The sequence below is a fragment of the Cupriavidus sp. 10L43_2 genome, from assembly GCF_056395265.1.
Genome location: NZ_JBFTJE010000018.1, coordinates 124,466 through 149,017, shown reverse-complemented (window position 1 = coordinate 149,017; position 24,552 = coordinate 124,466). Strand labels below are relative to the sequence as shown.

The following is a 24,552-nucleotide window of genomic DNA, read 5'->3' as shown; positions in this document are numbered from 1 at the left end:
TACTTCCGTACGACCGACGTGACCGGCTCGATCGAGCTGCCGGCGGACAAGGAAATGGTCATGCCGGGCGACAACGTGTCGATCACGGTCAAGCTGATCGCCCCGATCGCCATGGAAGAAGGTCTGCGCTTCGCTATCCGTGAAGGCGGTCGTACCGTCGGCGCCGGCGTCGTGGCAAAGATCCTCGACTAAGCAATTGTTCCTGGGACATGTCCTCGGGCATGTCCCCTTTTATCTGGGCGCACGCGCTCATCGCTCTTTCAAGGAAATATCATGCAGAACCAGAAGATCCGTATCCGCCTGAAGGCTTTCGACTATCGCCTGATCGACCAGTCGGCAGCCGAAATCGTGGATACCGCCAAGCGCACGGGCGCGATCGTCAAGGGCCCGGTGCCCCTGCCGACCCGCATCCAGCGTTTTGACATCCTGCGTTCGCCGCACGTCAACAAGACCAGCCGCGATCAGTTCGAGATCCGCACCCACCAGCGCCTGATGGACATCGTCGACCCGACGGACAAGACCGTCGACGCGCTGATGAAGCTGGACCTGCCGGCCGGCGTGGACGTCGAGATCAAGGTGTAAGCTTGCCTGACCCGGGCCGGTCCTCCGGCCCGCTGCAGCACAGAACGGCGGACGCAAGTTCGCCGTTTTTGCTTCCGGGCAACACGTGTTCTGCCCGGATGGCGCCTGCATCGGCCCGCAACGTGCCGAAATTTACCGGGAAGTGCGGAAATCGTCCCCTTCCCGGCAAAAAAGGGCCAGCACCCTCAAGAAAAGGCGCCGTGCATGTTGCCCTTTCCAAACTACTGCGATATAGTGTAAGGCTACCCGTTTATCCGGGTAGTGGGGACCGTTTTGGTCGTGCGCAATCCTTTTCGCGCAACCCGCACATCGCACAGTTTTCGTGTATCAATCAGCCCCGGCCAATCGCAGCTGGGAATGGAGCAAACCATGAGCCTTGGCCTTGTAGGTCGCAAGGTTGGCATGACCCGTATTTTCACGGACGACGGTGATTCGATTCCCGTTACCGTGGTCGAGGTCGGCGACAACCGCGTGACGCAAATCAAGACGGACGAGACCGACGGTTATACCGCCGTTCAAGTCACCTTCGGCAGCCGCCGCGCAAGCCGCGTTACCAAGCCGCTGGCGGGTCACCTCGCCAAAGCCGGCGTGGAAGCCGGTGAAGTCATCAAAGAATTCCGCATCGATGCAGCCAAGGCTGCCGAGCTGCAAGCTGGCAGCTCGCTCTCCGTCGACCTGTTCCAGGTTGGCCAGAAGATCGACGTGCAGGGCGTGAGCATCGGTAAGGGCTACGCCGGTACCATCAAGCGCTATCACTTCGCATCGGGTCGTGCCTCCCACGGTAACTCGCGTTCGCACAACGTGCCGGGTTCCATCGGTATGGCGCAGGATCCGGGCCGTGTGTTCCCCGGCAAGCGCATGACCGGTCACCTGGGTGATGTCACCCGCACCGTCCAGAACCTGGAAATCGCCAAGATCGACGCAGAGCGCAAGCTGCTGCTGGTCAAGGGCGCCATTCCTGGCTCCAAGGGCGGCAAGGTCGTCGTTACCCCGGCCGTCAAGGCCAAAGCCAAAGCTTAAGGAGCGCATGTAATGGAACTCAAGCTCCTCCAGGACAACGGCCAGATCGGCGCCGGCGTTGCCGCGTCGCCTGAAGTGTTCGGCCGTGACTACAACGAAGCCCTCGTTCACCAGATCGTCGTCGCTTACCAGGCCAACGCGCGTAGCGGTAACCGTAAGCAGAAGGATCGTGAAGAGGTCAAGCACACGACCAAGAAGCCGTGGCGCCAGAAGGGTACGGGCCGTGCTCGTGCCGGTATGTCTTCCTCGCCGCTGTGGCGCGGGGGTGGTCGTATCTTCCCGAATTCGCCGGAAGAGAACTTCACCCAGAAGGTCAACAAGAAGATGTTCCGTGCCGGTATGCGCTCGATTTACTCGCAGCTCGCACGTGAAGGTCGTATCAACGTGGTGGACGGTTTCACTGTCGACGCGCCCAAGACCAAGCTCTTGGCCGACAAGTTCAAGGCCATGGGCCTGGACTCGGTGCTGATCATCACCGACAGCCTCGACGAGAACCTCTACCTGGCTTCGCGCAATCTGCCCCACGTGGCAGTCGTGGAGCCGCGCCAGGCTGACCCGCTGTCGCTCGTGCACTACAAGAAGGTGCTCGTGACCAAGGCCGCCGTCGCGCAGATCGAGGAGTTGCTGAAATGACGCAAGTAGCCAAGAACGATCATCGTTTGATGCAGGTGCTGCTCGCGCCGGTGGTTTCCGAAAAGGCAACCCTGGTCGCCGACAAGAATGAACAGGTCGTGTTCGAAGTGGCTCGCGATGCCAACAAGGCAGAAGTGCGCGCAGCCGTCGAACTGCTGTTCAAGGTCGAGGTGCAGTCCGTTCAGATCCTGAACCAGAAGGGCAAGCAAAAGCGCTTTGGCCGCTTCATGGGCCGTCGCAACCACGTAAAGAAAGCTTACGTGTCGCTGAAGCCGGGTCAGGAAATCAATTTTGAAGCGGAGGCCAAGTAATCATGGCACTCGTCAAGACCAAGCCGACTTCCCCGGGCCGCCGCTCGATGGTGAAGGTCGTGAACAACGACCTGCACAAGGGCGCCCCGCACGCTCCGCTGCTGGAAAAGCAATTCCAGAAGTCGGGCCGTAACAACAATGGTCATATCACCACCCGCCACAAGGGCGGTGGTCATAAGCACCACTATCGCGTGGTCGACTTCAAGCGCAACGACAAGGACGGCATCCCCGCCAAGGTCGAGCGCCTGGAATACGATCCGAACCGTAGCGCCAACATCGCGCTCGTGCTGTTCGCCGACGGCGAGCGCCGGTACATCATTGCCACGAAGGGCATGGTGGCTGGCCAGCCGCTGATGAACGGCTCGGAAGCGCCGATCAAGGCCGGTAACAACCTGCCGATCCGCAACATCCCGGTCGGTACCACGATCAACAACGTGGAAATGCTGCCTGGCAAGGGTGCGCAAATCGCCCGCGCTGCTGGTGGTTCCGCTGTGCTGCTGGCCCGCGAAGGCGTGTACGCCCAGGTGCGTCTGCGCTCCGGCGAAGTGCGTCGCGTGCACATCGAGTGCCGCGCCACCGTTGGTGAAGTGGGTAACGAAGAGCACAGCCTGCGCGTCATCGGCAAGGCCGGTGCGACGCGTTGGCGCGGTATTCGCCCGACCGTCCGCGGCGTGGTGATGAACCCGGTGGATCACCCGCACGGTGGTGGTGAAGGCAAGACCGCCGCTGGTCGCGATCCGGTTTCGCCGTGGGGTACCCCGGCCAAGGGTTACCGTACCCGCAGCAACAAGCGCACTGCCAGCATGATCGTGCAGAAGCGCCACAAGCGTTAATCGGTAGGTAGGAGCCTAGAACATGACACGTTCCGCAAAAAAGGGTCCGTTCTGTGACGCCCACCTGCTGAAGAAGGTGGAAACGGCTGCAGGCGGCAAGGATAAGAAACCCATCAAGACTTGGTCGCGTCGCTCGACCATTCTGCCGGAGTTCATTGGCCTGACGATCGCCGTTCACAACGGCCGTCAACACGTGCCGGTGTACGTTACGGAAAACATGGTTGGCCACAAGCTCGGCGAATTTGCGCTCACGCGCACGTTCAAGGGCCACGCGGCTGACAAGAAAGCCAAGAGGTAAGGTGCCATCATGGAAGTGAAAGCGATTCATCGCGGTGCCCGTATCTCCGCCCAGAAGACGCGTCTGGTTGCTGACCAGATCCGCGGTCTGCCGATCGAGCGTGCGCTCAACGTCCTGACGTTCAGCCCGAAAAAGGCTGCCGGGATCGTGAAGAAGGTGGTCGAATCGGCCATCGCCAACGCCGAGCATAACGAAGGCGCCGACATCGACGAGCTGAAGGTCAAATCGATCTTCGTCGACAAGGCAACCTCGCTCAAGCGCTTCACGGCACGGGCAAAGGGCCGCGGCAACCGCATCGAGAAACAAACCTGTCACATCACTGTGACGCTCGGCAACTAAGGAGTCACGATGGGACAGAAGATTCATCCGACTGGCTTCCGTCTGGCCGTCAGCCGTAACTGGGCTTCGCGTTGGTACGCCAACAACACGAAGTTCGCCGGCATGCTGAAAGAAGACATCGAAGTTCGCGAGTTCCTGAAGAAGAAGCTCAAGAACGCATCGGTTGGCCGCGTCGTGATCGAGCGTCCTGCCCGCAATGCCCGTCTCACCATTTATAGCTCGCGTCCGGGCGTGGTGATTGGCAAGAAGGGTGAGGACATCGAACTGCTCAAGGCCGAGCTGCAACGCCGCATGGGTGTGCCCGTGCACGTGAACATCGAGGAAATCCGCAAGCCGGAAACCGATGCGCAGCTGATCGCCGACTCGATCACCCAGCAGCTCGAGCGCCGTATCATGTTCCGCCGCGCCATGAAGCGCGCGATGCAGAACGCGATGCGCCTCGGTGCCCAGGGTATCAAGATCATGAGCTCGGGTCGTCTGAACGGTATCGAAATCGCWCGTACCGARTGGTAYCGYGAAGGYCGTGTGCCCCTGCACACCCTGCGCGCCGACATCGACTACGGCTTCTCCGAAGCCGAAACCACCTACGGCATCATCGGTGTCAAGGTGTGGGTCTACAAGGGCGACTACCTGGGCCGCAATGACGCGCCTGTGGTGGAAGAGCCTCAAGAAGACCGTCGTCGTCGCCCGGGTCGTCCGGAAGGCCGTCGCCGTGAAGGCGAAGGTGGCCGTCCGGGTGGCAACCGCCGCGGTGGTGCAGGTGCTGGCGCTGGCGCTGGTCGCCGCGCTGCGCCTGGCGATGCGAAGAGTGGAGAATAAGAATGCTGCAACCGAAGCGTAGGAAGTATCGCAAGGAGCAGAAAGGCCGCAACACGGGTAAGGCTACCCGTGGCAACGCCGTGTCTTTCGGCGAATTCGGCCTGAAGGCAATGGGCCGTGGTCGTCTGACCGCGCGCCAGATCGAGTCGGCCCGTCGTGCGATGACCCGTCACATCAAGCGTGGCGGCCGCATCTGGATCCGGATTTTCCCGGATAAGCCGATCTCGAAGAAGCCCGCCGAAGTCCGTATGGGTAACGGCAAGGGCAATCCGGAATACTACGTGGCTGAAATTCAGCCGGGCAAGATGCTGTACGAAATGGATGGCGTGAGCGAAGAGCTGGCACGTGAGGCGTTCCGCCTCGCGGCCGCCAAGCTGCCGATCGCCACGAATTTCGTGGTGCGTCAGGTCGGGACGTAAGGAGAGCAGGGATGAAAGCATCCGAACTTCGCGGCAAGGACGCCGCAGGGCTGAACCAGGAGCTCTCCGAGCTTCTGAAGGCCCAATTTAGCCTGCGCATGCAAAAGGCCACCCAACAGCTGCAGAACACCAGCCAGCTGAAGAAGGTGCGCAAGGACATCGCGCGTGTGCAAACCGTGCTGAGCGAAAAGGCAGACGCGAAATGACTGAAGCTGCAAAGACTGAAACGTCGCTTCGCCGGACTCTCGTAGGCCGTGTCGTTAGCGACAAGATGGACAAGACCGTTACGGTCCTGATCGAAAACCGCGTCAAGCATCCTCTGTACGGCAAGTACGTGCTGCGTTCGAAGAAGTACCACGCACACGACGAAGCCAACCAGTACAAGGAAGGCGACAAGGTCGAGATCCAGGAATCGCGTCCGCTGTCGCGGACCAAGTCCTGGGTGGTTTCCCGGCTGGTAGAAGCTGCGCGCGTCATCTAAGAACAACAGTTCTTCGCTGACTTGCAAGTCCAGGGTTATGTTGCTATAATCCTGGACTTCCGCTTTGTAGCGTTCGTCGAAGCTTCACCAACACGGCGTACCTCTGAAGCGAGCCAAGGCCTGGTGGTCCTGGAGTTGTCCGGGCTGCCTGGTGACTACCGACTTCCAAGTTGATCAACCCAAGCGGTACTGGCGTAAAGCCGGGGCCGACGGGACCAAGACTGACCGGCGGACTTCCATCTTGAGAAATCCGGCGGATTAAGTTGGGAAGATAACACCATGATTCAGACAGAAAGCCGGCTCGAAGTGGCCGATAACACTGGTGCGCGCGAAGTGCTGTGCATCAAAGTGCTGGGTGGGTCCAAGCGCCGCTATGCGAGCGTGGGCGACATCATCAAGGTGACCGTCAAGGACGCAGCGCCGCGCGGTCGCGTAAAGAAGGGCGATATCTACAACGCCGTCGTTGTACGTACCGCCAAGGGCGTGCGCCGTGCAGACGGTTCGCTCGTCAAGTTCGACAGCAATGCCGCTGTCCTGCTGAACACCAAGCTCGAGCCGATCGGCACCCGTATTTTCGGGCCGGTGACTCGTGAACTCCGTACCGAGCGCTTCATGAAGATCGTGTCGCTCGCACCGGAAGTGCTGTAAGGAGCCGCCATGAACAAGATTCGTAAAGGCGACGAAGTCATCGTCCTGACCGGCAAAGACAAGGGCAAGCGCGGTACCGTGCAAGCCATGCTCGGCGACAAGGTCGTTGTGGAAGGTGTGAACGTTGCCAAGAAGCACGCTCGCCCGAACCCGATGCTGGGCACCACCGGTGGTGTGGTCGACAAGGTCATGCCGCTGCATATTTCCAACGTTGCGCTCGTGGATGCCAATGGCAAGCCGTCGCGCGTCGGCATCAAGGTTGAAGAGGGTAAGCGCGTGCGCTTCCTGAAGTCGACCGGCGCCGTCGTGGCCGCTTGATTCTGGGCACAGATAGGAGTTGAGCATGGCAGCACGTCTGCAAGAGTTTTACAAAGAGAAGGTTGTGCCGGCGCTCATGGAGCAGTTCGGTTACAAGTCGGTCATGGAAGTGCCGCGTATCACCAAGATCACCCTGAACATGGGTCTTGGCGAAGCCATCAATGACAAGAAGGTCATTGAACTGGCCGTGGGCGACCTGACCAAGATCGCTGGTCAGAAGCCGGTTGTGACGAAGGCCAAGAAGGCCATCGCCGGTTTCAAGATCCGCCAGGGCTACCCCATCGGTGCGATGGTGACCCTGCGTGGCGAGCGCATGTTCGAATTTCTCGATCGTTTCGTGACCGTGGCCCTGCCGCGCGTGCGTGACTTCCGTGGTGTGTCGGGTCGTTCGTTTGACGGCCGTGGCAACTACAACATCGGTGTGAAAGAGCAGATCATTTTCCCCGAAATCGAGTACGACAAGATCGACGCACTGCGTGGTCTGAACATCAGCATCACGACGACGGCAAAGAACGACGAGGAAGCCAAGGCTCTCCTGAACGCGTTCAAGTTCCCGTTCCGCAATTAAGGGGTTACCGTGGCTAAACTGGCTCTGATTGAACGTGAGAAGAAGCGCGCCAAGCTGGTGGCGAAGTACGCCGCCAAGCGCGCAAACCTCAAGGCCATTATTGACGACCAAGAAAAGTCGGAAGAAGAGCGCTATCTGGCGCGTCTGGAGCTGCAACAGCTCCCGCGCAACGCGAATCCGACCCGCCAGCGTAATCGCTGCGCGATCACCGGTCGTCCCCGCGGTACCTTCCGCAAGTTTGGCCTGGCGCGTAACAAGATCCGCGAAATCGCCTTCAAGGGCGAAATTCCGGGTCTGACGAAAGCCAGCTGGTAATTACGCACAGGCTACAGGAGAAACAGTATGAGCATGAGCGATCCTATCGCCGATATGCTGACGCGCATCCGCAACGCCCAAGGCGTGCAGAAGGCGTCGGTGGTCATGCCCTCGTCGAAGCTGAAAGCGGCGATCGCCAAGGTCCTGAAGGACGAAGGCTACATCGACGACTTCGCAGTGCAGGAAGAAGGCGGCAAGGCACAACTGAGCATCGGTCTGAAGTACTATGCCGGCCGTCCGGTCATCGAGCGCATTGAGCGCGTCTCGAAGCCCGGCCTGCGCGTGTACAAGGGCCGTAGCGAGATCCCCCAGGTGATGAACGGCCTCGGTGTTGCGATCATCTCGACCCCCCAGGGTCTGATGACCGACCGCAAGGCACGTGCCACCGGCGTGGGCGGCGAAGTTCTCTGCTACGTCGCTTAAGGAGCAAACATGTCCCGTGTAGGTAAGGCTCCCATCTCGCTGCCGAAAGGCGCGGAAGTGAATGTGGCGGCTGGCGTGCTCTCCGTGAAGGGCCCGCTCGGCACGCTGTCCCAGCCGATTCACAACCTGGTCAAGGTCAGTGTCGAGAACGACACGCTGGCTTTCGCGCCGGTTGACGAATCGCGTGAAGCAAATGCCCTGCAAGGCACCATGCGCGCCCTGGCGGCAAACATGGTCAAGGGCGTGACCACTGGTTTCGAGCGTAAGCTGAACCTCGTTGGCGTGGGCTATCGTGCCCAGCTGCAAGGCGCTGCGCTGAAGCTCCAGCTTGGTTTCTCGCATGACGTGATCCATGAGATGCCGGAAGGCGTGAAGGCGGAAACGCCGACGCAGACCGAGATCATCATCAAGGGTGCGGACAAGCAGAAAGTCGGTCAGGTTGCCGCTGAAGTTCGCGCGTACCGTCCGCCTGAGCCCTACAAGGGCAAGGGTGTTCGCTACGCTGACGAGCGCGTCATCCTGAAAGAAACCAAGAAGAAGTAAGGGGTGCAATGATGAACAAGAAAGACGCTCGTTTGCGCCGTGCACGTCAGACCCGCGCCAAAATCGCGGAACTGAAAGTCAATCGTCTGACCGTGTTTCGTACGAATTCGCACATTTACGCTCAGGTGTACTCGCCGTGCGGCACGCAAGTGCTGGCATCGGCCTCGACCGCCGAAGCAGAAGTGCGCAAGGAACTGACCGGCAGCGGCGCGACTGTTGCCGCCGCCACCGTGGTTGGCAAGCGCGTGGCCGAGAAGGCCCGTGCAGCCGGCGTGGAAACCGTCGCGTTCGATCGTGGTGGCTTCCGCTTCCACGGCCGCGTGAAGGCCCTGGCTGACGCTGCGCGCGAAGCCGGCCTCAAGTTCTAAGCGCACAAAGAGAGATACGTCATGGCAAAGATGCAAGCAAAAGTCCAGCAGGACGAACGCGACGACGGCCTCCGCGAGAAGATGATCTCGGTCAACCGTGTCACCAAGGTGGTGAAGGGTGGCCGGATTCTCGGTTTCGCTGCGCTGACCGTGGTCGGTGACGGCGATGGCCGCATCGGCATGGGCAAGGGCAAGGCCAAGGAAGTTCCGGTGGCCGTGCAGAAGGCAATGGACGAAGCCCGTCGCAAGATGGTGAAGGTTTCGCTCAAGAACGGCACGCTGCAACACGAAGTCATCGGCAAGCACGGCGCTGCCAAGGTGCTGATGATGCCCGCCAAGGAAGGTACCGGCGTGATCGCCGGCGGCCCGATGCGCGCAATCTTCGAAGTGATGGGCGTGACGAACGTGGTGACCAAGTCGCACGGTTCGACGAACCCGTACAACATGGTTCGCGCCACCATCGATGGTCTGCAAAAGATGAGCACGCCGGCGGAAATCGCTGCCAAGCGCGGCAAGTCGGTTGAAGACATCCTCGGCTAAGGTGAACGAAATGTCGCAACAAACCGTAAAAGTGCAACTCGTGCGCAGCCTGATCGGCACGCGCGAGGATCACCGCGCCACCGTTCGTGGCCTGGGCCTGCGCCGCATCAACTCGGTGTCGGAGCTGCAGGACACGCCCGCCGTGCGCGGCATGATCAACAAGGTCTCGTACCTGGTGAAGGTTCTGGCCTGATCCCGGGGACTTGGAGAGCAACATGCAATTGAATAACCTGAAGCCGGCCGACGGTTCGAAGCACGCCAAGCGTCGCGTCGGCCGTGGTATCGGTTCCGGCCTGGGCAAGACCGCCGGTCGTGGTCACAAGGGTCAGAAGTCGCGTTCGGGCGGCTTCCACAAGGTGGGTTTCGAAGGCGGCCAGATGCCGCTGTATCGTCGCCTGCCGAAGCGTGGTTTTACCTCGCTGACCAAGGCGTTCAACGCCGAGGTGACCCTGCGTGACATCGAACGCCTGGAAGCTGCTGAAGTGGACCTGCTGGTCCTGAAGCAAGCTGGCCTGGTGGGCGACCTGGTCAAGAACGCCAAGGTCATCAAGGCTGGCGAACTGACCCGCAAGGTAACGATCAAGGGTCTGGGCGCCACCGCTGGTGCCAAGGCCGCGATCGAAGCCGCTGGCGGCCAGATCGCTGAGTAATTCTGCAGCAGTATTCGCAGCATAGGCGAAGTCACAGTCGGAGCATCGTTTGGCCACGGCGAAACCCAATGCAAGCGCGCAGGCTAGGAACACGGCGAAGTACGGCGATTTGAAGCGCCGGCTGATGTTCCTGGTGCTGGCCCTGATCGTCTACCGCATCGGTGCACATATTCCGGTGCCGGGAATCGATCCGGAACAGCTCGCGAAGCTTTTCCAGAGTCAGTCGGGTGGCATCCTCGGGATGTTCAACCTGTTCTCGGGCGGTGCGCTGTCGCGCTTTACCGTCTTCGCGCTCGGCATCATGCCGTACATCTCGGCGTCGATCATCATGCAATTGCTGACGATCGTGCTGCCGCAGCTGGAGACGCTGAAGAAGGAAGGGCAGGCAGGGCAACGCAAGATCACGCAGTACACGCGTTACGGCACGGTGGTTCTGGCCACGTTCCAGGCGCTGTCGATTGCGGTCGCGTTGGAGTCGCAGCCGGGTCTGGTCATCGATCCGGGCCTGATGTTCCGGGCGACGGCGGTGATCACGCTGGTGACCGGTACGATGTTCCTGATGTGGCTGGGTGAGCAGATCACCGAGCGTGGTCTGGGCAACGGCATCTCGATCATCATCTTCGGCGGTATCGCGGCGGGCCTGCCCAACGCGATCGGCGGACTGTTCGAACTGGTCCGCACGGGGTCCATGAGCGCGTTCGCAGCGATTGTCATCGTAGCGATCGTGGTCGGTGTGACCTTCGCCGTGGTGTTTGTCGAGCGGGGTCAGCGCAAGATCCTGGTGAACTATGCCAAGCGTCAGGTCGGCAACAAGGTGTACGGCGGTCAGTCGTCGCACCTGCCGCTGAAGCTGAACATGGCAGGGGTGATTCCGCCGATCTTCGCATCGTCGATCATCCTGTTCCCGGCGACGATCGCGGGCTGGTTTACGTCCGAGTCGACGGGCGCGGTGGGACGGTTCATCAAGGACCTGGCCGCTACGCTGTCGCCGGGCCAGCCGGTCTACATCCTGCTGTACGCTGCTGCAATTGTTTTCTTCTGCTTCTTCTATACGGCTCTGGTGTACAACAGCCGGGAAGTTGCGGATAACCTGAAGAAAAGCGGTGCCTTCATTCCGGGCATCCGTCCGGGCGAGCAAACGACGCGCTATATCGACAAGATCCTGGTGCGCCTGACGCTGGCTGGTGCGATTTACATCACACTGGTCTGCCTGTTGCCGGAATTCCTGGTGCTGCGCTGGAACGTTCCGTTCTATTTCGGCGGAACCTCGCTGCTGATCATCGTGGTCGTCACGATGGACTTCATGGCCCAGGTACAGTCCTATGTCATGTCGCAACAGTATGAGTCGCTGCTGAAGAAGGCGAATTTCAAGGGTAATCTGACCTTGCGTTGATGCCGGGTCGGAACAGGCTCTAGGTATGGCAAAAGACGACGTCATCCAGATGCAAGGGGAGGTCCTGGAAAATCTCCCCAACGCGACGTTCCGCGTCAAGTTGGAGAACGGCCACGTAGTACTCGGGCATATCTCGGGCAAGATGCGAATGAACTACATCCGGATACTTCCGGGTGACAAGGTGACTGTCGAGCTGACCCCATATGATCTGTCACGCGCACGCATCGTCTTCCGGACGAAGTGAAGCGAACAGGAATTGAAGGAAAGAGGAAAATCATGAAAGTGCTGGCTTCTGTGAAGCGCATTTGCCGTAACTGCAAAATTATCAAGCGCAACGGTGTCGTGCGCGTGATCTGCTCGTCGGATCCCCGCCACAAGCAACGCCAAGGCTAATCGGAAAGAGGATTGACGAATGGCACGTATCGCAGGGGTTAACATCCCGAACCATAAGCATACCGAAATCGGCCTGACGGCTATTTACGGTGTTGGCCGCTCGCGCGCTCGCAAGATTTGCGAGGCCACCGGTGTTCCGTTTGACAAGAAGGTCAAGGACCTGACCGACGCCGACCTGGAAAAGCTTCGTGACGAAGTGGGCAAGGTCACGGTCGAGGGTGACCTGCGTCGTGAAACCACGATGAACATCAAGCGTCTGATGGACCTTGGTTGCTATCGTGGCGTCCGTCACCGCAGGGGCCTGCCGATGCGCGGCCAGCGTACCCGCACGAACGCCCGCACCCGCAAGGGTCCGCGTAAGGCCGGCGTGGCTCTGAAGAAGTAAAGCCGAAGGCATAGGAAGAAACTAATGGCAAAAGGTCCGAACAACGCCGCCCAGCGCGCGCGTAAGAAGGTCAAGAAGAACGTTGCCGACGGCATTGCGCACGTCCACGCTTCGTTCAACAACACCATCATCACGATCACCGACCGTCAGGGTAACGCCCTGTCGTGGGCGACCGCCGGTGGCCAGGGCTTCAAGGGTTCGCGCAAGTCGACCCCCTTCGCTGCCCAGGTTGCTGCCGAGAACGCCGGCCGCGTGGCGCAAGACCAGGGTATCAAGAACCTGGAAGTGCGCATCAAGGGCCCCGGTCCTGGCCGCGAATCGGCTGTCCGTGCACTGAACGCGCTGGGCATCAAGATCGCCGTGATTGAAGATGTGACGCCGGTGCCGCACAACGGCTGCCGTCCGCCGAAGCGCCGCCGTATCTAAGCGCCCGGTTGGTCCGGAGGCGAGCAGGGTTTCTCGCTCGTCCCCGAGATGTGGTAATATCGCGCGTTGACCTGCTGCAATTCATTGCGGCAGGTTTTCGTTTTGCGTTCACGCTTTGCAGGGTGCCAGGTAACCGGCGCACTCGGTGTGGGCGATCGTCATGCTTTTGCGTTGCCTCCGCGTGGCCCAGGCCGCTGCGGATGAAGAACCATAAGCCCACCGTCCGTCACATGCAGATGACGGACTCGCGGCGCGTCCGAATGGCGTCGCGATCGATCAAAGGAAGATAAAGTGGCACGTTATACCGGCCCGAAGGCCAAACTTTCCCGCCGCGAAGGCACAGATCTGTTCCTGAAGAGCGCCCGTCGCTCGCTGGCCGACAAGTGCAAGCTGGACAGCAAGCCTGGCCAACACGGCCGCACCTCGGGTGCCCGTACGTCCGACTACGGCAACCAGCTGCGTGAAAAGCAGAAGGTCAAGCGTATCTACGGCGTGCTCGAACGTCAGTTCCGCCGCTACTTCGCCGAAGCCGACCGCCGCAAGGGCAACACGGGTGAAAACCTGCTGCAACTGCTGGAATCGCGCCTGGACAACGTCGTGTACCGCATGGGCTTCGGCTCGACCCGCGCTGAAGCGCGTCAGCTCGTGTCGCACAAGGCGATCCTGGTGAACGGCATTGCCATGAACGTGCCGTCGGCCCAGATCAAGTCGGGCGACATCATCACCGTGCGCGAACAGTCGAAGAAGCAAGTGCGTATCGCTGAAGCACTGTCGCTGGCCGAGCAGTCGGGTTTCCCGACCTGGGTGGCCGTGGATTCGAAGAAGTTCGAAGGCACCTTCAAGCAAGCTCCGGATCGCACCGATATTTCGGGCGATATCAACGAAAGCCTGATCGTCGAATTGTATTCGCGTTAATCGCCGAACCGATCATCGGACGATTCAGCGCTTGCCCCTACCGCAAGGCTTCGCTTTCAGCCCGACGCGCCGTTTGGCGCGCCGGGCTTATTGCCCATCGTGCGATGGGATTTTCGGGTTCCAAACGTCAGCCTTATCGGTGTAACGAGCCGAGGGTATTGAAAAGGACAACCTAATGCAAACAGCACTCCTCAAGCCAAAAATCATCGCCGTCGAACCGCTTGGCGACCATCACGCCAAAGTCGTGATGGAGCCGTTCGAGCGCGGCTACGGCCATACGCTCGGTAACGCCCTGCGTCGCGTGCTGCTGTCGTCGATGGTCGGCTATGCCCCGACCGAAGTCACGATCGCTGGGGTGGTCCACGAGTATTCCACCATCGATGGCGTGCAAGAAGACGTCGTCAACCTGCTCCTCAACCTGAAGGGCGTGGTGTTCAAGCTGCACAACCGCGACGAAGTCACGGTGTCGCTGCGCAAGGATGGCGAAGGCGTTGTCACGGCTGCCGATATCGAGCTGCCGCACGACGTCGAGATCATCAACCCGGGTCACGTGATCGCCCATCTGTCTGCCGGCGGCAAGCTGGACATGCAGATCAAGGTCGAGCAAGGCCGCGGCTACGTGCCGGGCAACGTGCGCAAGTTCGGCGACGAGTCGGGCAAGGTCATCGGCCGCATCGTGCTGGACGCGTCGTTCTCGCCGGTCCGCCGCGTGTCGTACGCCGTGGAATCCGCTCGTGTGGAACAGCGTACCGACCTGGACAAGCTGGTGATGAACATCGAAACCGACGGCGTGATCTCGCCCGAGGAAGCGATTCGTCAGTCGGCCCGCATCCTGGTTGACCAGCTGTCGGTGTTCGCCGCGCTGGAAGGTACCGAGTCGGCCGCCGAGGCCGCCTCGAGCCGCACGCCGCAGATCGATCCGATCCTGCTGCGTCCGGTGGACGACCTCGAGCTGACGGTGCGTTCGGCCAACTGCCTGAAGGCCGAAAACATCTACTACATCGGCGATCTGATCCAGCGTACCGAGAACGAACTGCTCAAGACCCCGAACCTGGGTCGCAAGTCGCTGAACGAGATCAAGGAAGTCCTCGCCTCCCGTGGCCTGACGCTCGGCATGAAGCTCGAGAACTGGCCGCCCGCAGGTCTGGAGAAGTAATTGGCGGCGCGGGATTCCGGCAACGGGGTCCCGCCTGTCATCGCGCCAAGGGCATGTTGCCTGCGGCATTGAAGCACTACCGGCCCGCGCCCGTGCCTTTGCATTGGCGATAGAAGAGCTGGTCAAACACTGAAATCGAAAGGAATCATCATGCGTCACCGTCATGGTTTGCGGAAACTGAACCGCACCTCGTCGCACCGTCTCGCGATGCTGCGCAACATGTCCAACTCGCTGTTCCAGCACGAGCTGATCAAGACCACCCTGCCCAAGGCCAAGGAACTGCGCAAGGTTGTCGAGCCGCTCATCACGCTGGCCAAGAAGGACACCGTTGCCAACCGCCGTCTGGCTTTCGCCCGTCTGCGCGACCGCGACATGGTCACCAAGCTGTTCACCGAACTGGGCCCGCGCTACAACGCTCGTCCGGGCGGCTACACCCGTATCCTGAAGTTCGGCTTCCGTCAGGGCGACAACGCGCCGATGGCGTTGGTCGAACTGGTGGATCGTCCGGAAATCACCGAAGCCCCGGCTGAAGAAGCTGCGGAATAAGTGATAGCCGTGCCCGTCCTCGCTGACGGGCAATCGAGCACCGCTTTACAATTGAGCCAGGCTTTTGCCTGGCTCTTTTGTTTTTGGCGACGTTTTCCGAGAATGACATGACCGTTTCAGAATCCGCTCATATCCAGCCGACCGGCGAGGCGGCAGAATCGGTGCTCGTGGCGATGACGAACCTGCCAGACGAGGCCTCGGCGGCGCGCCTGGCACGGGCAGTGCTGGAGGCCCGCGTGGCGGCCTGCGTGAACCGGCTCGCGCCGTGCCAGTCCGAGTACTGGTGGCAGGGCAAGCTGGAGCAGGCGCAGGAATGGCCGTTGCTGATCAAGACCACGCGCGCCCAGTATGCGGCCCTCGAGGCGGTGATCCGCGCCGAGCATCCTTATGATGTGCCGGAGCTCGTCGCGTGGCCGGTTGGAGCAGGATTTGCGCCGTATCTGGCGTGGGTGCGGGAGGAAGCCAGCGGCATGCCCACTGGCGACGCCAACGCGCCGCGCTAACACTTTGAAGAATCGGAAAAGCGACATGGGATCGACGGGAACGGGCATCGGCATGGGGTGGAACGCCGTTGCGGAATGGCAAATGCAGGGTCGGCGGGTGCGGCAAATCGTCGCAATGCTGCTGATGCTGTGCGCCTGCCTGATGCTCGGGCGCGTGGCCCATGCCGCGACCGAGGAGGATTTCCTGCCGCCCGAGAAGGCATTCCGGTTCGCGGCGAAGCAGGTGGACCCGCAGACCATCGAAGTCCGCTTCGATGTGGCCGATGGCTACTACATGTACCGCGAGCGGTTTGCGTTCGCCACCCAGCCGGCCACGATCAAGCTCGGGCCGCCGGTGTTGCCGCAGGGCCAGGTTCATTTCGACGAGACCTTCGGCAAGGACATGGAGACCTATCGCGGCAGCGTGGTGGTGCGCGTGCCTGTGGTCCAGGCCCCCGCCGATGGCCGCTGGTCGCTGGTCGTGACCTCGCAGGGCTGCGCGGACAAGGGGCTCTGCTATCCGCCGATGGAGAGCATTTACAAGGTGGGCGGGTCGGTGCTCGGCAACCTGTTCGGCGACCGTACGACACCCGCACCTTCCACGCAGGCGCCGGCAACGCCTGACCAGCCTGCTGCATCCGCTAAGGCGCCGCCGGTCACATCCGGGGCCGTCGCACTGCGGGATGACAACGATCGCATTGCCGGGGCGCTGGCAAGCCGCAATCTGGGTCTCATCGCCGCGCTGTTCTTCGGACTGGGGCTCCTGCTGACCTTCACGCCGTGCGTGTTGCCGATGGTGCCTATCCTGTCGTCGATCGTTGTGGGCGAGCATGTGACGCGCGGTCGGGCGCTGCTAGTCTCTCTAGCCTACGTGCTGGGGATGGCGGTGGTCTACACCGCTGTGGGCGTGGCGGCCGGCCTCGCCGGCGAAGGGCTTTCCGCCGCGCTGCAGAACCCGTGGGTGCTAGGCGCATTCGCCGCGCTGATGGTGGCGCTCGCGCTGTCGATGTTCGGCCTCTATGAACTGCAACTGCCCCAGCGCTGGCAGACACGGCTCACGGCATCCTCAAACCAGCGCCAGAGCGGCCAGATTTTCGGCGCGGCGGCCATGGGGGCGATTTCGGCACTGATCGTCGGCCCGTGCGTGACCGCGCCACTGGCCGGTGCGCTGGCCTATATCGCCCAGACTGGCGATGCGTTCACCGGCGGTGCGGCGCTCTTCGCAATGGCCATTGGCATGGGGGTGCCCCTCGTGCTGGTGGGCGTGGGTGCTGGCAACCTGCTGCCCCGTGCGGGCAAGTGGATGGAGGCTACCAAGCGCTTTTTCGGATTTCTGCTACTTGGCGTCGCGCTCTGGATGGTGACGCCCGTGGCGCCGGTGTGGGCCGTGATGGTTGCCTGGGCCGCGCTGCTAATCGTGGCGGCGGTCTATCTGGGAGCTTTCGATGCGCTTGGCCCCGACCCGCGCGGACTGATGCGGCTGGGCAAGGGCCTGGGCCTGCTGGCCGCGCTGGCGGGTGCGATCCAGCTGGTGGGGCTCGCCTCGGGCGGACGGGATCCGTTGCAGCCGCTGTCCCACCTCGGGGTGGTGACTTCGGGTACCGCACCGCAGGCGCGTGCGGATCACATTCGATTCGAGCGCGTCCGTTCGGTGGCAGAACTCGACGCCCGCGTGGCGCAGGCAGCCGCCAGTGGTCGGCCGGTGTTGCTCGACTTCTATGCCGACTGGTGCGTGAGTTGCAAGGAAATGGAGAAACTGACTTTTCCGGATGCGAAGGTGCGCGCCAGGCTTACCGACGTCGTTCTGTTGCAGGCGGACGTCACCGCCAACAATGCCGACGACCGCGCGCTGCTGAAGCGTTTCGGGCTATTCGGGCCCCCTGGGATCATCCTGTTCGGCCCTGATGGGCGCGAGCGCCCGGTCCGCGTGATCGGCTATCAGACGGCCACGCGCTTCCTGGACAGCCTCGAGCGCGCGCTCGGCCCCAAGACGCGTACCTGAACCAGCGTCAGCGGTCCAGCCAGCGGCCAATGGCCCAGATCGCGCCGATGGTGGCCACCACGCCGCCCATCAGGCCGATCGACCACCAGAACCCGTTCGCCTCCCGCAGCCACGGCATTCGGTCGAAATTCATGCCGAAGACGCCGGTAATCAGGGTCAGCGGCATGAACAGCGCGGTGATGACGGTCAGCGTGCGCATGGTGCGATTGGTCCGATGGGCCACTGCCGAGAAGTGGATCTGCACTGCCGACTCGATCGAGTCCTCCAGTCGCCGGGCGTGGGCCAGTACGCGCAGGATGTGCTCCATCAGGTCTGCGATGCGGACCAGCAGGACCTCATCGCGGCCCGCCACCACCGTGCCTTCGCCGCCGTCGCCGACGGCAGGATCGTTACTGCTGTAGCGATTGTCGAGCAGGCTGTCGCGGAATTCCTGGAGCGCGTCGCGCTGCTCCTCGCTCAGGTGCTCGAGCCGGCGCAATTGGATCCGGGCGTCGAGCAGACCTTCCCAGCTCGAGAAGTTCTTCTGGGTGCTAAGCAGGGCGCGCTGCCAGCGGTCTAGTTGGCGGGTGAGCGGTGCGCGCAGGTCGAGGTAGCGGTCCACCATCGCATTGAGCAGCCGCAGCATCAGGTCCTCGGGGCGCGTGGGCGGCCGCACGCCGTGCACGAGCGATGTCTGCCCATTGGGGCGCGCGGAGGCAGGCCGAGGGGCGCCGCACAATTCGAGCAGCCGCTGCCGGACCTGGTCGACGGTCCRGGAGGGCCCGGGGCGCACCGTCACCAGCACGCTGTCGAAGACGAAGAAGGTCACGGGCTGGGTGTCGATGCGGGCCAGCGCCGGCAGGAAGCCGGCCGGATACTTGCGCGCGGGCTTCTGCGGCGCGGCGGCGGGTGGCGCAGCAGGCGCCACTGGCACGGTTGCCGCAGGCGAGCCCGCCACGGCAGCCATCCCCGCCGCCGGCATAACCGAGGCTCCGGGCGTACTCACTGCTGCGCCAACCCCGCCGGCGCCAGCGTGCGCAGCGTCGGCTTCCGCGAAGAGCCTGCTCGTTTCAAACGTGAGCTTGCGGAAGATCATCATGTCGTACGCATTGGTCGTGTCGAAGAACGACGGATGCGTGGGATTGATGGCATCGACCAGGTGCAGGTCGTGGATCGGCGAGCCGGTCAGGCCCGCCAGACGATCGCGCCACGCGGCCGGCGCCGGGCTGACTTCGTCGAAGAGAAAGTCGGCCCAGACAAAGCGCGCGGCGGCGTTGCCGGCCAGGAAGTCGTGGGCCTCGTCCAGCGTGGCCAGTGGATGGACCTGGCTGGCCGAGAAGCCAAGCAGTTGCATGCGAGGGTATCAGCCGGCCAGCAGCCGCGCGGCGTCGCGCGCGAAATAGGTCAGGATGCCATCGGCGCCGGCGCGACGGAACGCCAGCAGCGACTCCATCATGACCTTGTCGTGGTCCAGCCAGCCGTTCTGCGCCGCCGCCTTGAGCATGGCGTACTCGCCGCTCACCTGATAGACGTAAGTCGGGAAGCGGAACTCGTCCTTCACGCGCCGCACGATGTCCAGGTAGGGCATGCCGGGCTTCACCATGACCATGTCGGCGCCCTCCAGGATGTCCTGGGCCACTTCGCGCAGCGCCTCGTCCGTGTTGGCGGGGTCCATCTGGTAGGTCATCTTGTTGCCCTTGCCCAGATTGGCCGCCGAGCCCACCGCGTCGCGGAACGGGCCGTAGAACGCCGACGCATACTTGGCCGAGTACGCCATGATGCGCGTGTGGATGTGCCCGGCGTCTTCCAGCGCCGCACGCACGGCGCCGATGCGACCATCCATCATGTCGGACGGCGCGACGATATCCACGCCGGCCTCAGCCTGCACGAGTGCCTGCTTGACCAGGATCTCGACCGTAATGTCGTTGATCACATACCCGTTGTCATCGAGCACGCCGTCCTGGCCGTGGCTGGTGTACGGGTCCAGCGCCACGTCGGTCAGCACGCCCAGTTCGGGGAAGCGGTTCTTCAGCGCGCGCACCGCACGCGGCACCAGGCCTTCGAGGCGCGTGGCCTCGATGCCATCAGGCGTCTTGATCGACGGATCGATCACAGGGAACAGCGCGATCACCGGAATGCCGAGCTTCACGCAGTCTTCGGCGATAGGCAGCAGCAAGTCCACCGACACGCGCTCCACGCCGGGCATCGACGCCACTTGCTGGCGCTGGTTCTGGCCTTCCAGGATGAAAACCGGGTAGATCAGGTTGTCGGGCGAGAGACGATTTTCACGCATCAGACGGCGCGAAAAGTCGTCGCGACGCATGCGGCGGGGGCGGTACTCGGGGAAAGTGGACATGTCGGGATCGAGGCAGATTTCTGAACGGAAGCGGGACGAATGCGGGGCGCGCGTCACCGCGAAACCCCGCGGCCAGCCATCTCGATCGCGCGCCGAAAGAAAAACTAAACTTTTGTGCCTGCCCGCTATCATACTCGCGGACACCTTGTGTTGCTTCGCGCAGCGCGGGTGTCCCCCGCTACTCCTCCCTGAGCGGGTACCCGCCCTGAACCGGTGGGAAAGTTCGTCCCCGTTGCTTGCAACGGGGCTTTTTTTTTTTAACGGTTCGATGGCAGCCCGCCGGCTCAGGCGGCGGGCGCCTCCGGGGCCACGGGCGGCTGGGCCTCGGGCAAGGACAACCATCCGGCCACTACGCGCTGGGCTTCCTCGATGCCGCGACGCTTGAGGCTCGAGAACAGCTGGGCGCTCATCGGCGGGGGATTGTCCATCTGGGTCGAGTACTCGGCCAGGATGCGACGCGTCTCGCGCAGGGCGTTGGCGTTTTCATTGTTCGTGAGCTTGTCGGCCTTGGTCAGCAGCACATGGATCGGCCGCCGCGTGGGCAGGAACCACTCCACCATCTGGCAGTCGAGATCCGTGAAGGGGCGCCGCGCGTCCATCATCAGCACCAGGCCGGCCAGTTGCTGGCGCGTCTGGACGTAGTCGGACAGCAGGCCCTGCCAGTGGAACTTGGCCGAACCGGACACCTCGGCGTAGCCGTAGCCGGGCAGGTCGACGAGGAAGGCCTGCGGGTCCGGTACCTTCACCGGCGCCACCGAGAAATAGTTGATGTGCTGCGTGCGCCCGGGCGTGCGCGAGGAGAACGCGAGCCGCTTCTGGTTGCACAGGATGTTGATGGCCGTCGACTTGCCGGCGTTGGAGCGGCCGGCGAAGGCCACCTCGGGGACGGCCGTGGCGGGCAGGTCGCGGAGGTGGTTGACGGTAATAAAGAAGCGAGCCTGGTGTAGGAGCGACATGCGGGTGGTGCGTTGAAGCACGGTGAGGCGTTGAGGCGGACGAGCGCGCGCGCCGTGGGCGCGCGGGCGGAATGCTCGCGCCGCGGGAAGGGGAGCCGGGACGGCTGGTGCGCCGGTGCCACACGGGCAGGGCCAAGACCTGAGCCAAGTCAATCCGGAAAGCGATTTATTGTACAATAACCCGGTTTACGGTCTCCTGAGCGGGTGACGTGTGGCATCCTTGCGGGTTGTAGTGCAGGGTGTCCTGTCCGGTCCGGGGCACCTTCGTGTATCCCGTTCCATCATGATCGGATGCACGATGCTCAGGCCCTTGCAATAAGGCGCGTCCTCACCGCCAGCAGGGGCAGATCGGCATGCATTACGGTGTTCATAACAATTCTGACAAGGTGTGTGCGAATGAACCGCATTGCGAAACTTCTGGGAGTCATGGCGCTGGCTGTTCCGGCCGCCGCGATGACAGGGCTGGCATCTGCCGCAGAGCAGGCCGCCGCCAAGGCTGATCCCGCCAAGGGCGAAACGCTGTACACCCAGGGCGCGCCCGATCGCAATGTTCCCGCATGTCTCTCCTGCCACGGCGCCGCCGGCAATAGCGGCGCGGCCGCCAATCCCAAGCTGGCAGGCCAGCAGGCTGAGTACACCCACAAGCAACTCTCCGATTTCAAGGCCAAGACGCGTACTAACGCCATCATGACGCCGTATGCCTCCGCCCTGAGCGATCAGGAAATGAAGGACGTCGGTGCGTACCTGGCCAAGCAGCAGCTGAAGCCGGCCACGGCGAAGAACAAGGATACGATCGAGGCCGGGCAGAAGATCTACCGCGGCGGTATCGCGGCCAAGGGCGTGCCCGCGTGCGCGGCCTGCCATGGCCCGACCGGCGCCGGCATCCCGGCCCAGTACCCGCGCATCGGCGGCCAGTATTCTGAATACACCGAAGCGCAGCTGGTGGCGTTCCGCCAGGGCACCCGTAAGAATAATTCGGTCATGAGCACGATCACAGCCAGGATGTCGGATGCCGAGATCAAGGCCGTGGCGGATTACGTCGCTGGCGTCCGTTAAAGTCGTACCGGCCCACGCGCCACGGCACCTCCAGCGGTGAACCGGACGCGCGGGCAACAATCGAAGAGGGTGGCCCTGCCTGCAAGCGGGACCACCCTTTTTTCATGTTTTTGCGACGTCAGCCGCATGCTGCACCGGCATTACCCAGAAACCTGTCACCGCCCATGTCCACCCCATCCACTTCAGGGCTGCACCTGAAGACCCCCCACCGTGTGCTGCGCGACGGCGTGGAACTGCTGTCCTCGATGCGCTTCGCCATCACGCTGCTGACGGTGATCGCCATCGCCAGCATCATCGGTACGGTGCTCAAGCAGAACGAGCCGTATCCAAACTACGTCAACCAGTTCGGGCCGTTCTGGGCGGACCTGTTCCACGCGCTGTCGCTCCAGAAGGTCTACAGTTCCTGGTGGTTCCTGCTGATCCTGGCGTTCCTCGTGATTTCCACGTCCCTGTGCATCACCCGCAACGGTCCGCGGATGATTGCCGACATGCGCTCGTGGAAAGACCATGTGCGCGAACGCAGCCTGCGCGCGTTCCACCATCGTGCCGAGTACGAGGCCCCGCGCGGCCGCGAGGAGGCGGTGGGCAGGCTGACCGCGCTGCTGCGCAACCGTGGCTACCGCGTGAAGCCGGTGGCGCACGAGGGGGCCACGCTGCTGGCGGCCAAGGCCGGGGCGGCGAACAAGCTCGGCTATATCCTGGCGCACACGTCCATCGTGGTGATCTGCATCGGCGGCCTGCTCGATGGCGACATGCTGATCCGCGCCCAGATGTGGTTCGGCGGCAAGAGCCCAATCGACGGCAACGCCATCATCAGCGAGATTCCGGCCAAGCACCGCCTGTCGGCCAGCAACCCCGGGTTCCGGGGTAATGCCTTCGTGCCCGAGGGCGCCACGGTGTCCACGGCCATCCTGAACATTGCCGATGGCGCGCTGGTCCAGGACTTGCCGTTCACGATCACGCTCAAGAAATTTTCGGTGGATTACTACACCACGGGCATGCCGAAGCTGTTCGCCTCGGATGTGGTGGTGACGGACCGCGCCACGGGCAAGCAGACCGAGGCAACGATCAAGGTCAATGAGCCGCTGATCGTCGATGGCGTGGCAATTTACCAGTCGAGCTTCGAGGATGGCGGCTCCAAGCTCAAGTTCGTGGGCTATCCGATGTCAGGCGCGGCGCACCGCACCTTCGCGCTGGCTGGCACGGTCGGCGGCAACGCCAAGCTGGCTGGCACCGGTACCGGGGCGGATCAGGAGGATCTGACCGTCGAATTCAGTGATTTTCGACTGATGAATATCGAGAACGTCACCGATGCCTCGGGCAAGCCCGACGCTCGGGGCGTGGCGCGCAAGTCGCTGAACCAGACGCTCGAGCAGCACCTGGGCGCGGCGGCCAGCACGGACAAGGAGAAGACGCTGCGCAACGTCGGCCCGTCGGTGCAATACAAGCTGCGCGACCGCACCGGCCAGGCGCGCGAATACAACAACTACATGGTGCCGGTGCAGCTGGAGGGCCAGTCGGTGTTCCTGGCCGGCATGCGGGAGTCGCCGAGCGAGGCGTTCCGCTACCTGCGCATTCCGGCCGACGACCAGAACGGCGTGGGCGACTGGATGCGCCTGCGCGCGGCGCTGCAGGACAGCGCGATGCGTGGCGAAGCCGCGCGCCGTTTTGCGGCCATCTCGATGCCCGGCGCCGATAAGGACACGCTGCGCAAGCAACTCGCCGAGAGCGCCCAGCGCGCGATGGACCTGTTCGCCGGCGCCACGCGCAGCGCGCCCGATGCGCCGCCGGGCGGCTTCACCGCCATCGCCGCGTTCCTCGAAAAGTCCGTGCCGCCCGCCGAGCAACAGAAGGCGGCCGATGTGCTGCTGAGGATTCTCAATGGCTCGATGTGGGAATTGTGGCAACTGTCGCGTGAGCGCGACGACCTGCCGGCCATCGCGAACGATGCGAAAAGCGGCGCTTTCCTGCAGCAGGCCATCAACACGCTGTCGGACAGTTTCTTCTACGGCGCGCCGGTTTTCCTGCAGCTCGATGACTTCCAGCAGATCAAGGCCAGCGTGTTCCAGATGACGCGTGCGCCGGGCAAAAACATCGTGTATCTTGGCTGTTTGCTACTCGTTCTTGGCGTTTTTTCGATGTTCTACATCCGCGAGCGGCGCGTGTGGATCTGGATCAAGGACAGTGCCGCGCAGGGGCCGGACAATGCGGCGCAGCAGGCCGGCAGCCATGTGCTGATGGCCATGTCGACGCAGCGCCGGACGATGGATTTCGAGAAGGAGTTCACGGCACTGCGCGACGATATCGGACGCGCARCCGGCGCGGGGCCATCGCCGGGGACGCACCCATCGCACCCCTCAGCCGATTCGTCGGCACATTGATGCGCACCGATCACCGGG

Annotated in this window: 37 protein-coding genes; 34 read left to right on the top strand and 3 right to left on the bottom strand. The window is 62.6% G+C overall.

Annotation, left to right across the window (positions count from 1 at the left end; genetic code table 11):
* The 32 genes from AC1DEL_RS22490 to dsbD form a co-directional block, all read left to right on the top strand.
* Positions 1-192 (top strand): EF-Tu C-terminal domain-related protein (locus tag AC1DEL_RS22490; RefSeq protein ID WP_477126246.1); only part of this gene is annotated, 192 nt, incomplete at its 5' end.
* 81 nt (positions 193-273) lie between these two features.
* Entirely contained in the window at positions 274-582 is a 309-nt protein-coding gene (gene rpsJ, locus AC1DEL_RS22485) for a 30S ribosomal protein S10 (RefSeq protein ID WP_006160488.1), read from the top strand.
* 369 nt (positions 583-951) lie between these two features.
* Positions 952-1,602 carry a 50S ribosomal protein L3 gene (gene rplC, locus AC1DEL_RS22480; protein WP_092299452.1) on the top strand — a complete coding sequence of 217 codons (651 nt, stop codon included), beginning with the start codon at positions 952-954 and terminating at the stop codon, positions 1,600-1,602.
* Positions 1,603-1,614: 12 nt separating this feature from the next.
* Positions 1,615-2,235 carry a 50S ribosomal protein L4 gene (gene rplD, locus AC1DEL_RS22475; protein ID WP_092299449.1) on the top strand — a complete coding sequence of 207 codons (621 nt, stop codon included), beginning with the start codon at positions 1,615-1,617 and terminating at the stop codon, positions 2,233-2,235.
* Positions 2,232-2,546 carry a 50S ribosomal protein L23 gene (rplW, locus tag AC1DEL_RS22470; protein ID WP_092299446.1) on the top strand — a complete coding sequence of 105 codons (315 nt, stop codon included), beginning with the start codon at positions 2,232-2,234 and terminating at the stop codon, positions 2,544-2,546. The genes rplD and rplW overlap by 4 nt, the downstream gene beginning before the upstream one ends.
* 2 nt (positions 2,547-2,548) lie before the next feature.
* Positions 2,549-3,379: a 50S ribosomal protein L2 gene (gene rplB / locus AC1DEL_RS22465; protein ID WP_092299443.1), complete on the top strand. Its 831-nt coding sequence runs from the start codon at positions 2,549-2,551 to the stop codon at positions 3,377-3,379.
* A gap of 22 nt (positions 3,380-3,401) precedes the next feature.
* Positions 3,402-3,677 (top strand): 30S ribosomal protein S19, encoded by a 276-nt coding sequence (gene rpsS, locus AC1DEL_RS22460; protein WP_092299440.1) that lies wholly within the window; start codon positions 3,402-3,404, stop codon positions 3,675-3,677.
* Positions 3,678-3,686: 9 nt separating this feature from the next.
* On the top strand, positions 3,687-4,016 hold the full coding sequence (rplV, locus tag AC1DEL_RS22455) for a 50S ribosomal protein L22 (RefSeq protein WP_010812393.1): 330 nt from the start codon (positions 3,687-3,689) through the stop codon (positions 4,014-4,016).
* A gap of 9 nt (positions 4,017-4,025) precedes the next feature.
* On the top strand, positions 4,026-4,835 hold the full coding sequence (gene rpsC, locus AC1DEL_RS22450) for a 30S ribosomal protein S3 (RefSeq protein WP_441593427.1): 810 nt from the start codon (positions 4,026-4,028) through the stop codon (positions 4,833-4,835).
* A 2-nt stretch (positions 4,836-4,837) separates the two neighbouring features.
* The gene (gene rplP, locus AC1DEL_RS22445) at positions 4,838-5,254 is read left to right on the top strand and encodes a 50S ribosomal protein L16 (protein ID WP_006576240.1); all 417 of its coding nucleotides are present in this window, start codon (positions 4,838-4,840) and stop codon (positions 5,252-5,254) included.
* A gap of 11 nt (positions 5,255-5,265) precedes the next feature.
* Positions 5,266-5,460, top strand: coding sequence for a 50S ribosomal protein L29 (gene rpmC, locus AC1DEL_RS22440; RefSeq protein ID WP_092299434.1), 195 nt, complete (start codon positions 5,266-5,268; stop codon positions 5,458-5,460).
* Positions 5,457-5,735 (top strand): 30S ribosomal protein S17, encoded by a 279-nt coding sequence (rpsQ, locus tag AC1DEL_RS22435; RefSeq protein WP_092299431.1) that lies wholly within the window; start codon positions 5,457-5,459, stop codon positions 5,733-5,735. The genes rpmC and rpsQ overlap by 4 nt, the downstream gene beginning before the upstream one ends.
* A 279-nt stretch (positions 5,736-6,014) precedes the next feature.
* Positions 6,015-6,383, top strand: coding sequence for a 50S ribosomal protein L14 (gene rplN, locus AC1DEL_RS22430; RefSeq protein ID WP_017225233.1), 369 nt, complete (start codon positions 6,015-6,017; stop codon positions 6,381-6,383).
* A 9-nt stretch (positions 6,384-6,392) separates the two neighbouring features.
* Positions 6,393-6,701 (top strand): 50S ribosomal protein L24, encoded by a 309-nt coding sequence (gene rplX, locus AC1DEL_RS22425; protein WP_092299428.1) that lies wholly within the window; start codon positions 6,393-6,395, stop codon positions 6,699-6,701.
* Positions 6,702-6,726: 25 nt separating this feature from the next.
* Complete coding sequence (gene rplE, locus AC1DEL_RS22420; RefSeq protein ID WP_092299425.1) at positions 6,727-7,269, top strand: 50S ribosomal protein L5; 543 nt, start codon at positions 6,727-6,729, stop codon at positions 7,267-7,269.
* A gap of 9 nt (positions 7,270-7,278) precedes the next feature.
* Positions 7,279-7,584, top strand: a complete 306-nt coding sequence (rpsN, locus tag AC1DEL_RS22415; protein ID WP_092141234.1) for a 30S ribosomal protein S14 — start codon at positions 7,279-7,281, stop codon at positions 7,582-7,584.
* Between the two features lie 27 nt (positions 7,585-7,611).
* Positions 7,612-8,007 (top strand): 30S ribosomal protein S8, encoded by a 396-nt coding sequence (rpsH, locus tag AC1DEL_RS22410; RefSeq protein WP_092141231.1) that lies wholly within the window; start codon positions 7,612-7,614, stop codon positions 8,005-8,007.
* Between the two features lie 9 nt (positions 8,008-8,016).
* Positions 8,017-8,550, top strand: a complete 534-nt coding sequence (rplF, locus tag AC1DEL_RS22405; RefSeq protein WP_477126245.1) for a 50S ribosomal protein L6 — start codon at positions 8,017-8,019, stop codon at positions 8,548-8,550.
* Between the two features lie 11 nt (positions 8,551-8,561).
* On the top strand, positions 8,562-8,918 hold the full coding sequence (rplR, locus tag AC1DEL_RS22400) for a 50S ribosomal protein L18 (protein WP_092299512.1): 357 nt from the start codon (positions 8,562-8,564) through the stop codon (positions 8,916-8,918).
* 21 nt (positions 8,919-8,939) lie between these two features.
* The gene (rpsE, locus tag AC1DEL_RS22395; RefSeq protein ID WP_092299417.1) at positions 8,940-9,458 is read left to right on the top strand and encodes a 30S ribosomal protein S5; all 519 of its coding nucleotides are present in this window, start codon (positions 8,940-8,942) and stop codon (positions 9,456-9,458) included.
* A 10-nt stretch (positions 9,459-9,468) separates the two neighbouring features.
* Entirely contained in the window at positions 9,469-9,651 is a 183-nt protein-coding gene (gene rpmD, locus AC1DEL_RS22390; protein WP_006160440.1) for a 50S ribosomal protein L30, read from the top strand.
* Between the two features lie 22 nt (positions 9,652-9,673).
* Complete coding sequence (gene rplO / locus AC1DEL_RS22385; RefSeq protein ID WP_092299411.1) at positions 9,674-10,108, top strand: 50S ribosomal protein L15; 435 nt, start codon at positions 9,674-9,676, stop codon at positions 10,106-10,108.
* A 49-nt stretch (positions 10,109-10,157) separates the two neighbouring features.
* Positions 10,158-11,501 (top strand): preprotein translocase subunit SecY, encoded by a 1,344-nt coding sequence (gene secY, locus AC1DEL_RS22380; RefSeq protein WP_092299408.1) that lies wholly within the window; start codon positions 10,158-10,160, stop codon positions 11,499-11,501.
* Positions 11,502-11,526: 25 nt separating this feature from the next.
* Positions 11,527-11,745: a translation initiation factor IF-1 gene (gene infA / locus AC1DEL_RS22375; protein ID WP_010812378.1), complete on the top strand. Its 219-nt coding sequence runs from the start codon at positions 11,527-11,529 to the stop codon at positions 11,743-11,745.
* 32 nt (positions 11,746-11,777) lie between these two features.
* Complete coding sequence (gene rpmJ / locus AC1DEL_RS22370; RefSeq protein WP_008642959.1) at positions 11,778-11,894, top strand: 50S ribosomal protein L36; 117 nt, start codon at positions 11,778-11,780, stop codon at positions 11,892-11,894.
* 19 nt (positions 11,895-11,913) lie between these two features.
* A complete protein-coding gene (rpsM, locus tag AC1DEL_RS22365) occupies positions 11,914-12,279 on the top strand; it encodes a 30S ribosomal protein S13 (RefSeq protein ID WP_092299405.1) in 366 nt (121 codons plus the stop codon).
* A gap of 24 nt (positions 12,280-12,303) precedes the next feature.
* Positions 12,304-12,705, top strand: coding sequence for a 30S ribosomal protein S11 (rpsK, locus tag AC1DEL_RS22360; RefSeq protein WP_008642963.1), 402 nt, complete (start codon positions 12,304-12,306; stop codon positions 12,703-12,705).
* A gap of 291 nt (positions 12,706-12,996) precedes the next feature.
* Positions 12,997-13,620 (top strand): 30S ribosomal protein S4, encoded by a 624-nt coding sequence (rpsD, locus tag AC1DEL_RS22355; protein ID WP_092299402.1) that lies wholly within the window; start codon positions 12,997-12,999, stop codon positions 13,618-13,620.
* Positions 13,621-13,795: 175 nt separating this feature from the next.
* Positions 13,796-14,776 (top strand): DNA-directed RNA polymerase subunit alpha, encoded by a 981-nt coding sequence (locus AC1DEL_RS22350; protein ID WP_092299399.1) that lies wholly within the window; start codon positions 13,796-13,798, stop codon positions 14,774-14,776.
* A gap of 150 nt (positions 14,777-14,926) precedes the next feature.
* Positions 14,927-15,322: a 50S ribosomal protein L17 gene (gene rplQ / locus AC1DEL_RS22345; RefSeq protein WP_011299296.1), complete on the top strand. Its 396-nt coding sequence runs from the start codon at positions 14,927-14,929 to the stop codon at positions 15,320-15,322.
* A 107-nt stretch (positions 15,323-15,429) separates the two neighbouring features.
* Entirely contained in the window at positions 15,430-15,825 is a 396-nt protein-coding gene (gene cutA / locus AC1DEL_RS22340; RefSeq protein ID WP_454757376.1) for a divalent-cation tolerance protein CutA, read from the top strand.
* 52 nt (positions 15,826-15,877) lie between these two features.
* Entirely contained in the window at positions 15,878-17,806 is a 1,929-nt protein-coding gene (gene dsbD / locus AC1DEL_RS22335) for a protein-disulfide reductase DsbD (protein ID WP_477108349.1), read from the top strand.
* A 7-nt stretch (positions 17,807-17,813) separates the two neighbouring features.
* Here dsbD and AC1DEL_RS22330 read toward each other — a convergent pair whose 3' ends face one another.
* The 3 genes from AC1DEL_RS22330 to yihA all read right to left on the bottom strand — a co-directional run bounded on the left by AC1DEL_RS22330 (position 17,814) and on the right by yihA (position 21,097).
* Positions 17,814-19,139: a magnesium transporter CorA family protein gene (locus AC1DEL_RS22330; protein ID WP_477159183.1), complete on the bottom strand. Its 1,326-nt coding sequence runs from the start codon at positions 19,137-19,139 to the stop codon at positions 17,814-17,816.
* Positions 19,140-19,148: 9 nt separating this feature from the next.
* On the bottom strand, positions 19,149-20,141 hold the full coding sequence (gene hemB / locus AC1DEL_RS22325) for a porphobilinogen synthase (RefSeq protein ID WP_477126243.1): 993 nt from the start codon (positions 20,139-20,141) through the stop codon (positions 19,149-19,151).
* 284 nt (positions 20,142-20,425) lie between these two features.
* A complete protein-coding gene (yihA, locus tag AC1DEL_RS22320) occupies positions 20,426-21,097 on the bottom strand; it encodes a ribosome biogenesis GTP-binding protein YihA/YsxC (protein WP_092299390.1) in 672 nt (223 codons plus the stop codon).
* A 396-nt stretch (positions 21,098-21,493) separates the two neighbouring features.
* Here yihA and AC1DEL_RS22315 point away from each other — a divergent pair, with 396 nt between their 5' ends.
* Positions 21,494-22,153, top strand: a complete 660-nt coding sequence (locus AC1DEL_RS22315; protein WP_092299387.1) for a c-type cytochrome — start codon at positions 21,494-21,496, stop codon at positions 22,151-22,153.
* Between the two features lie 164 nt (positions 22,154-22,317).
* Complete coding sequence (locus AC1DEL_RS22310) at positions 22,318-24,534, top strand: cytochrome c biogenesis protein ResB (RefSeq protein WP_477159182.1); 2,217 nt, start codon at positions 22,318-22,320, stop codon at positions 24,532-24,534.
* Positions 24,535-24,552 lie beyond the last annotated feature (18 nt).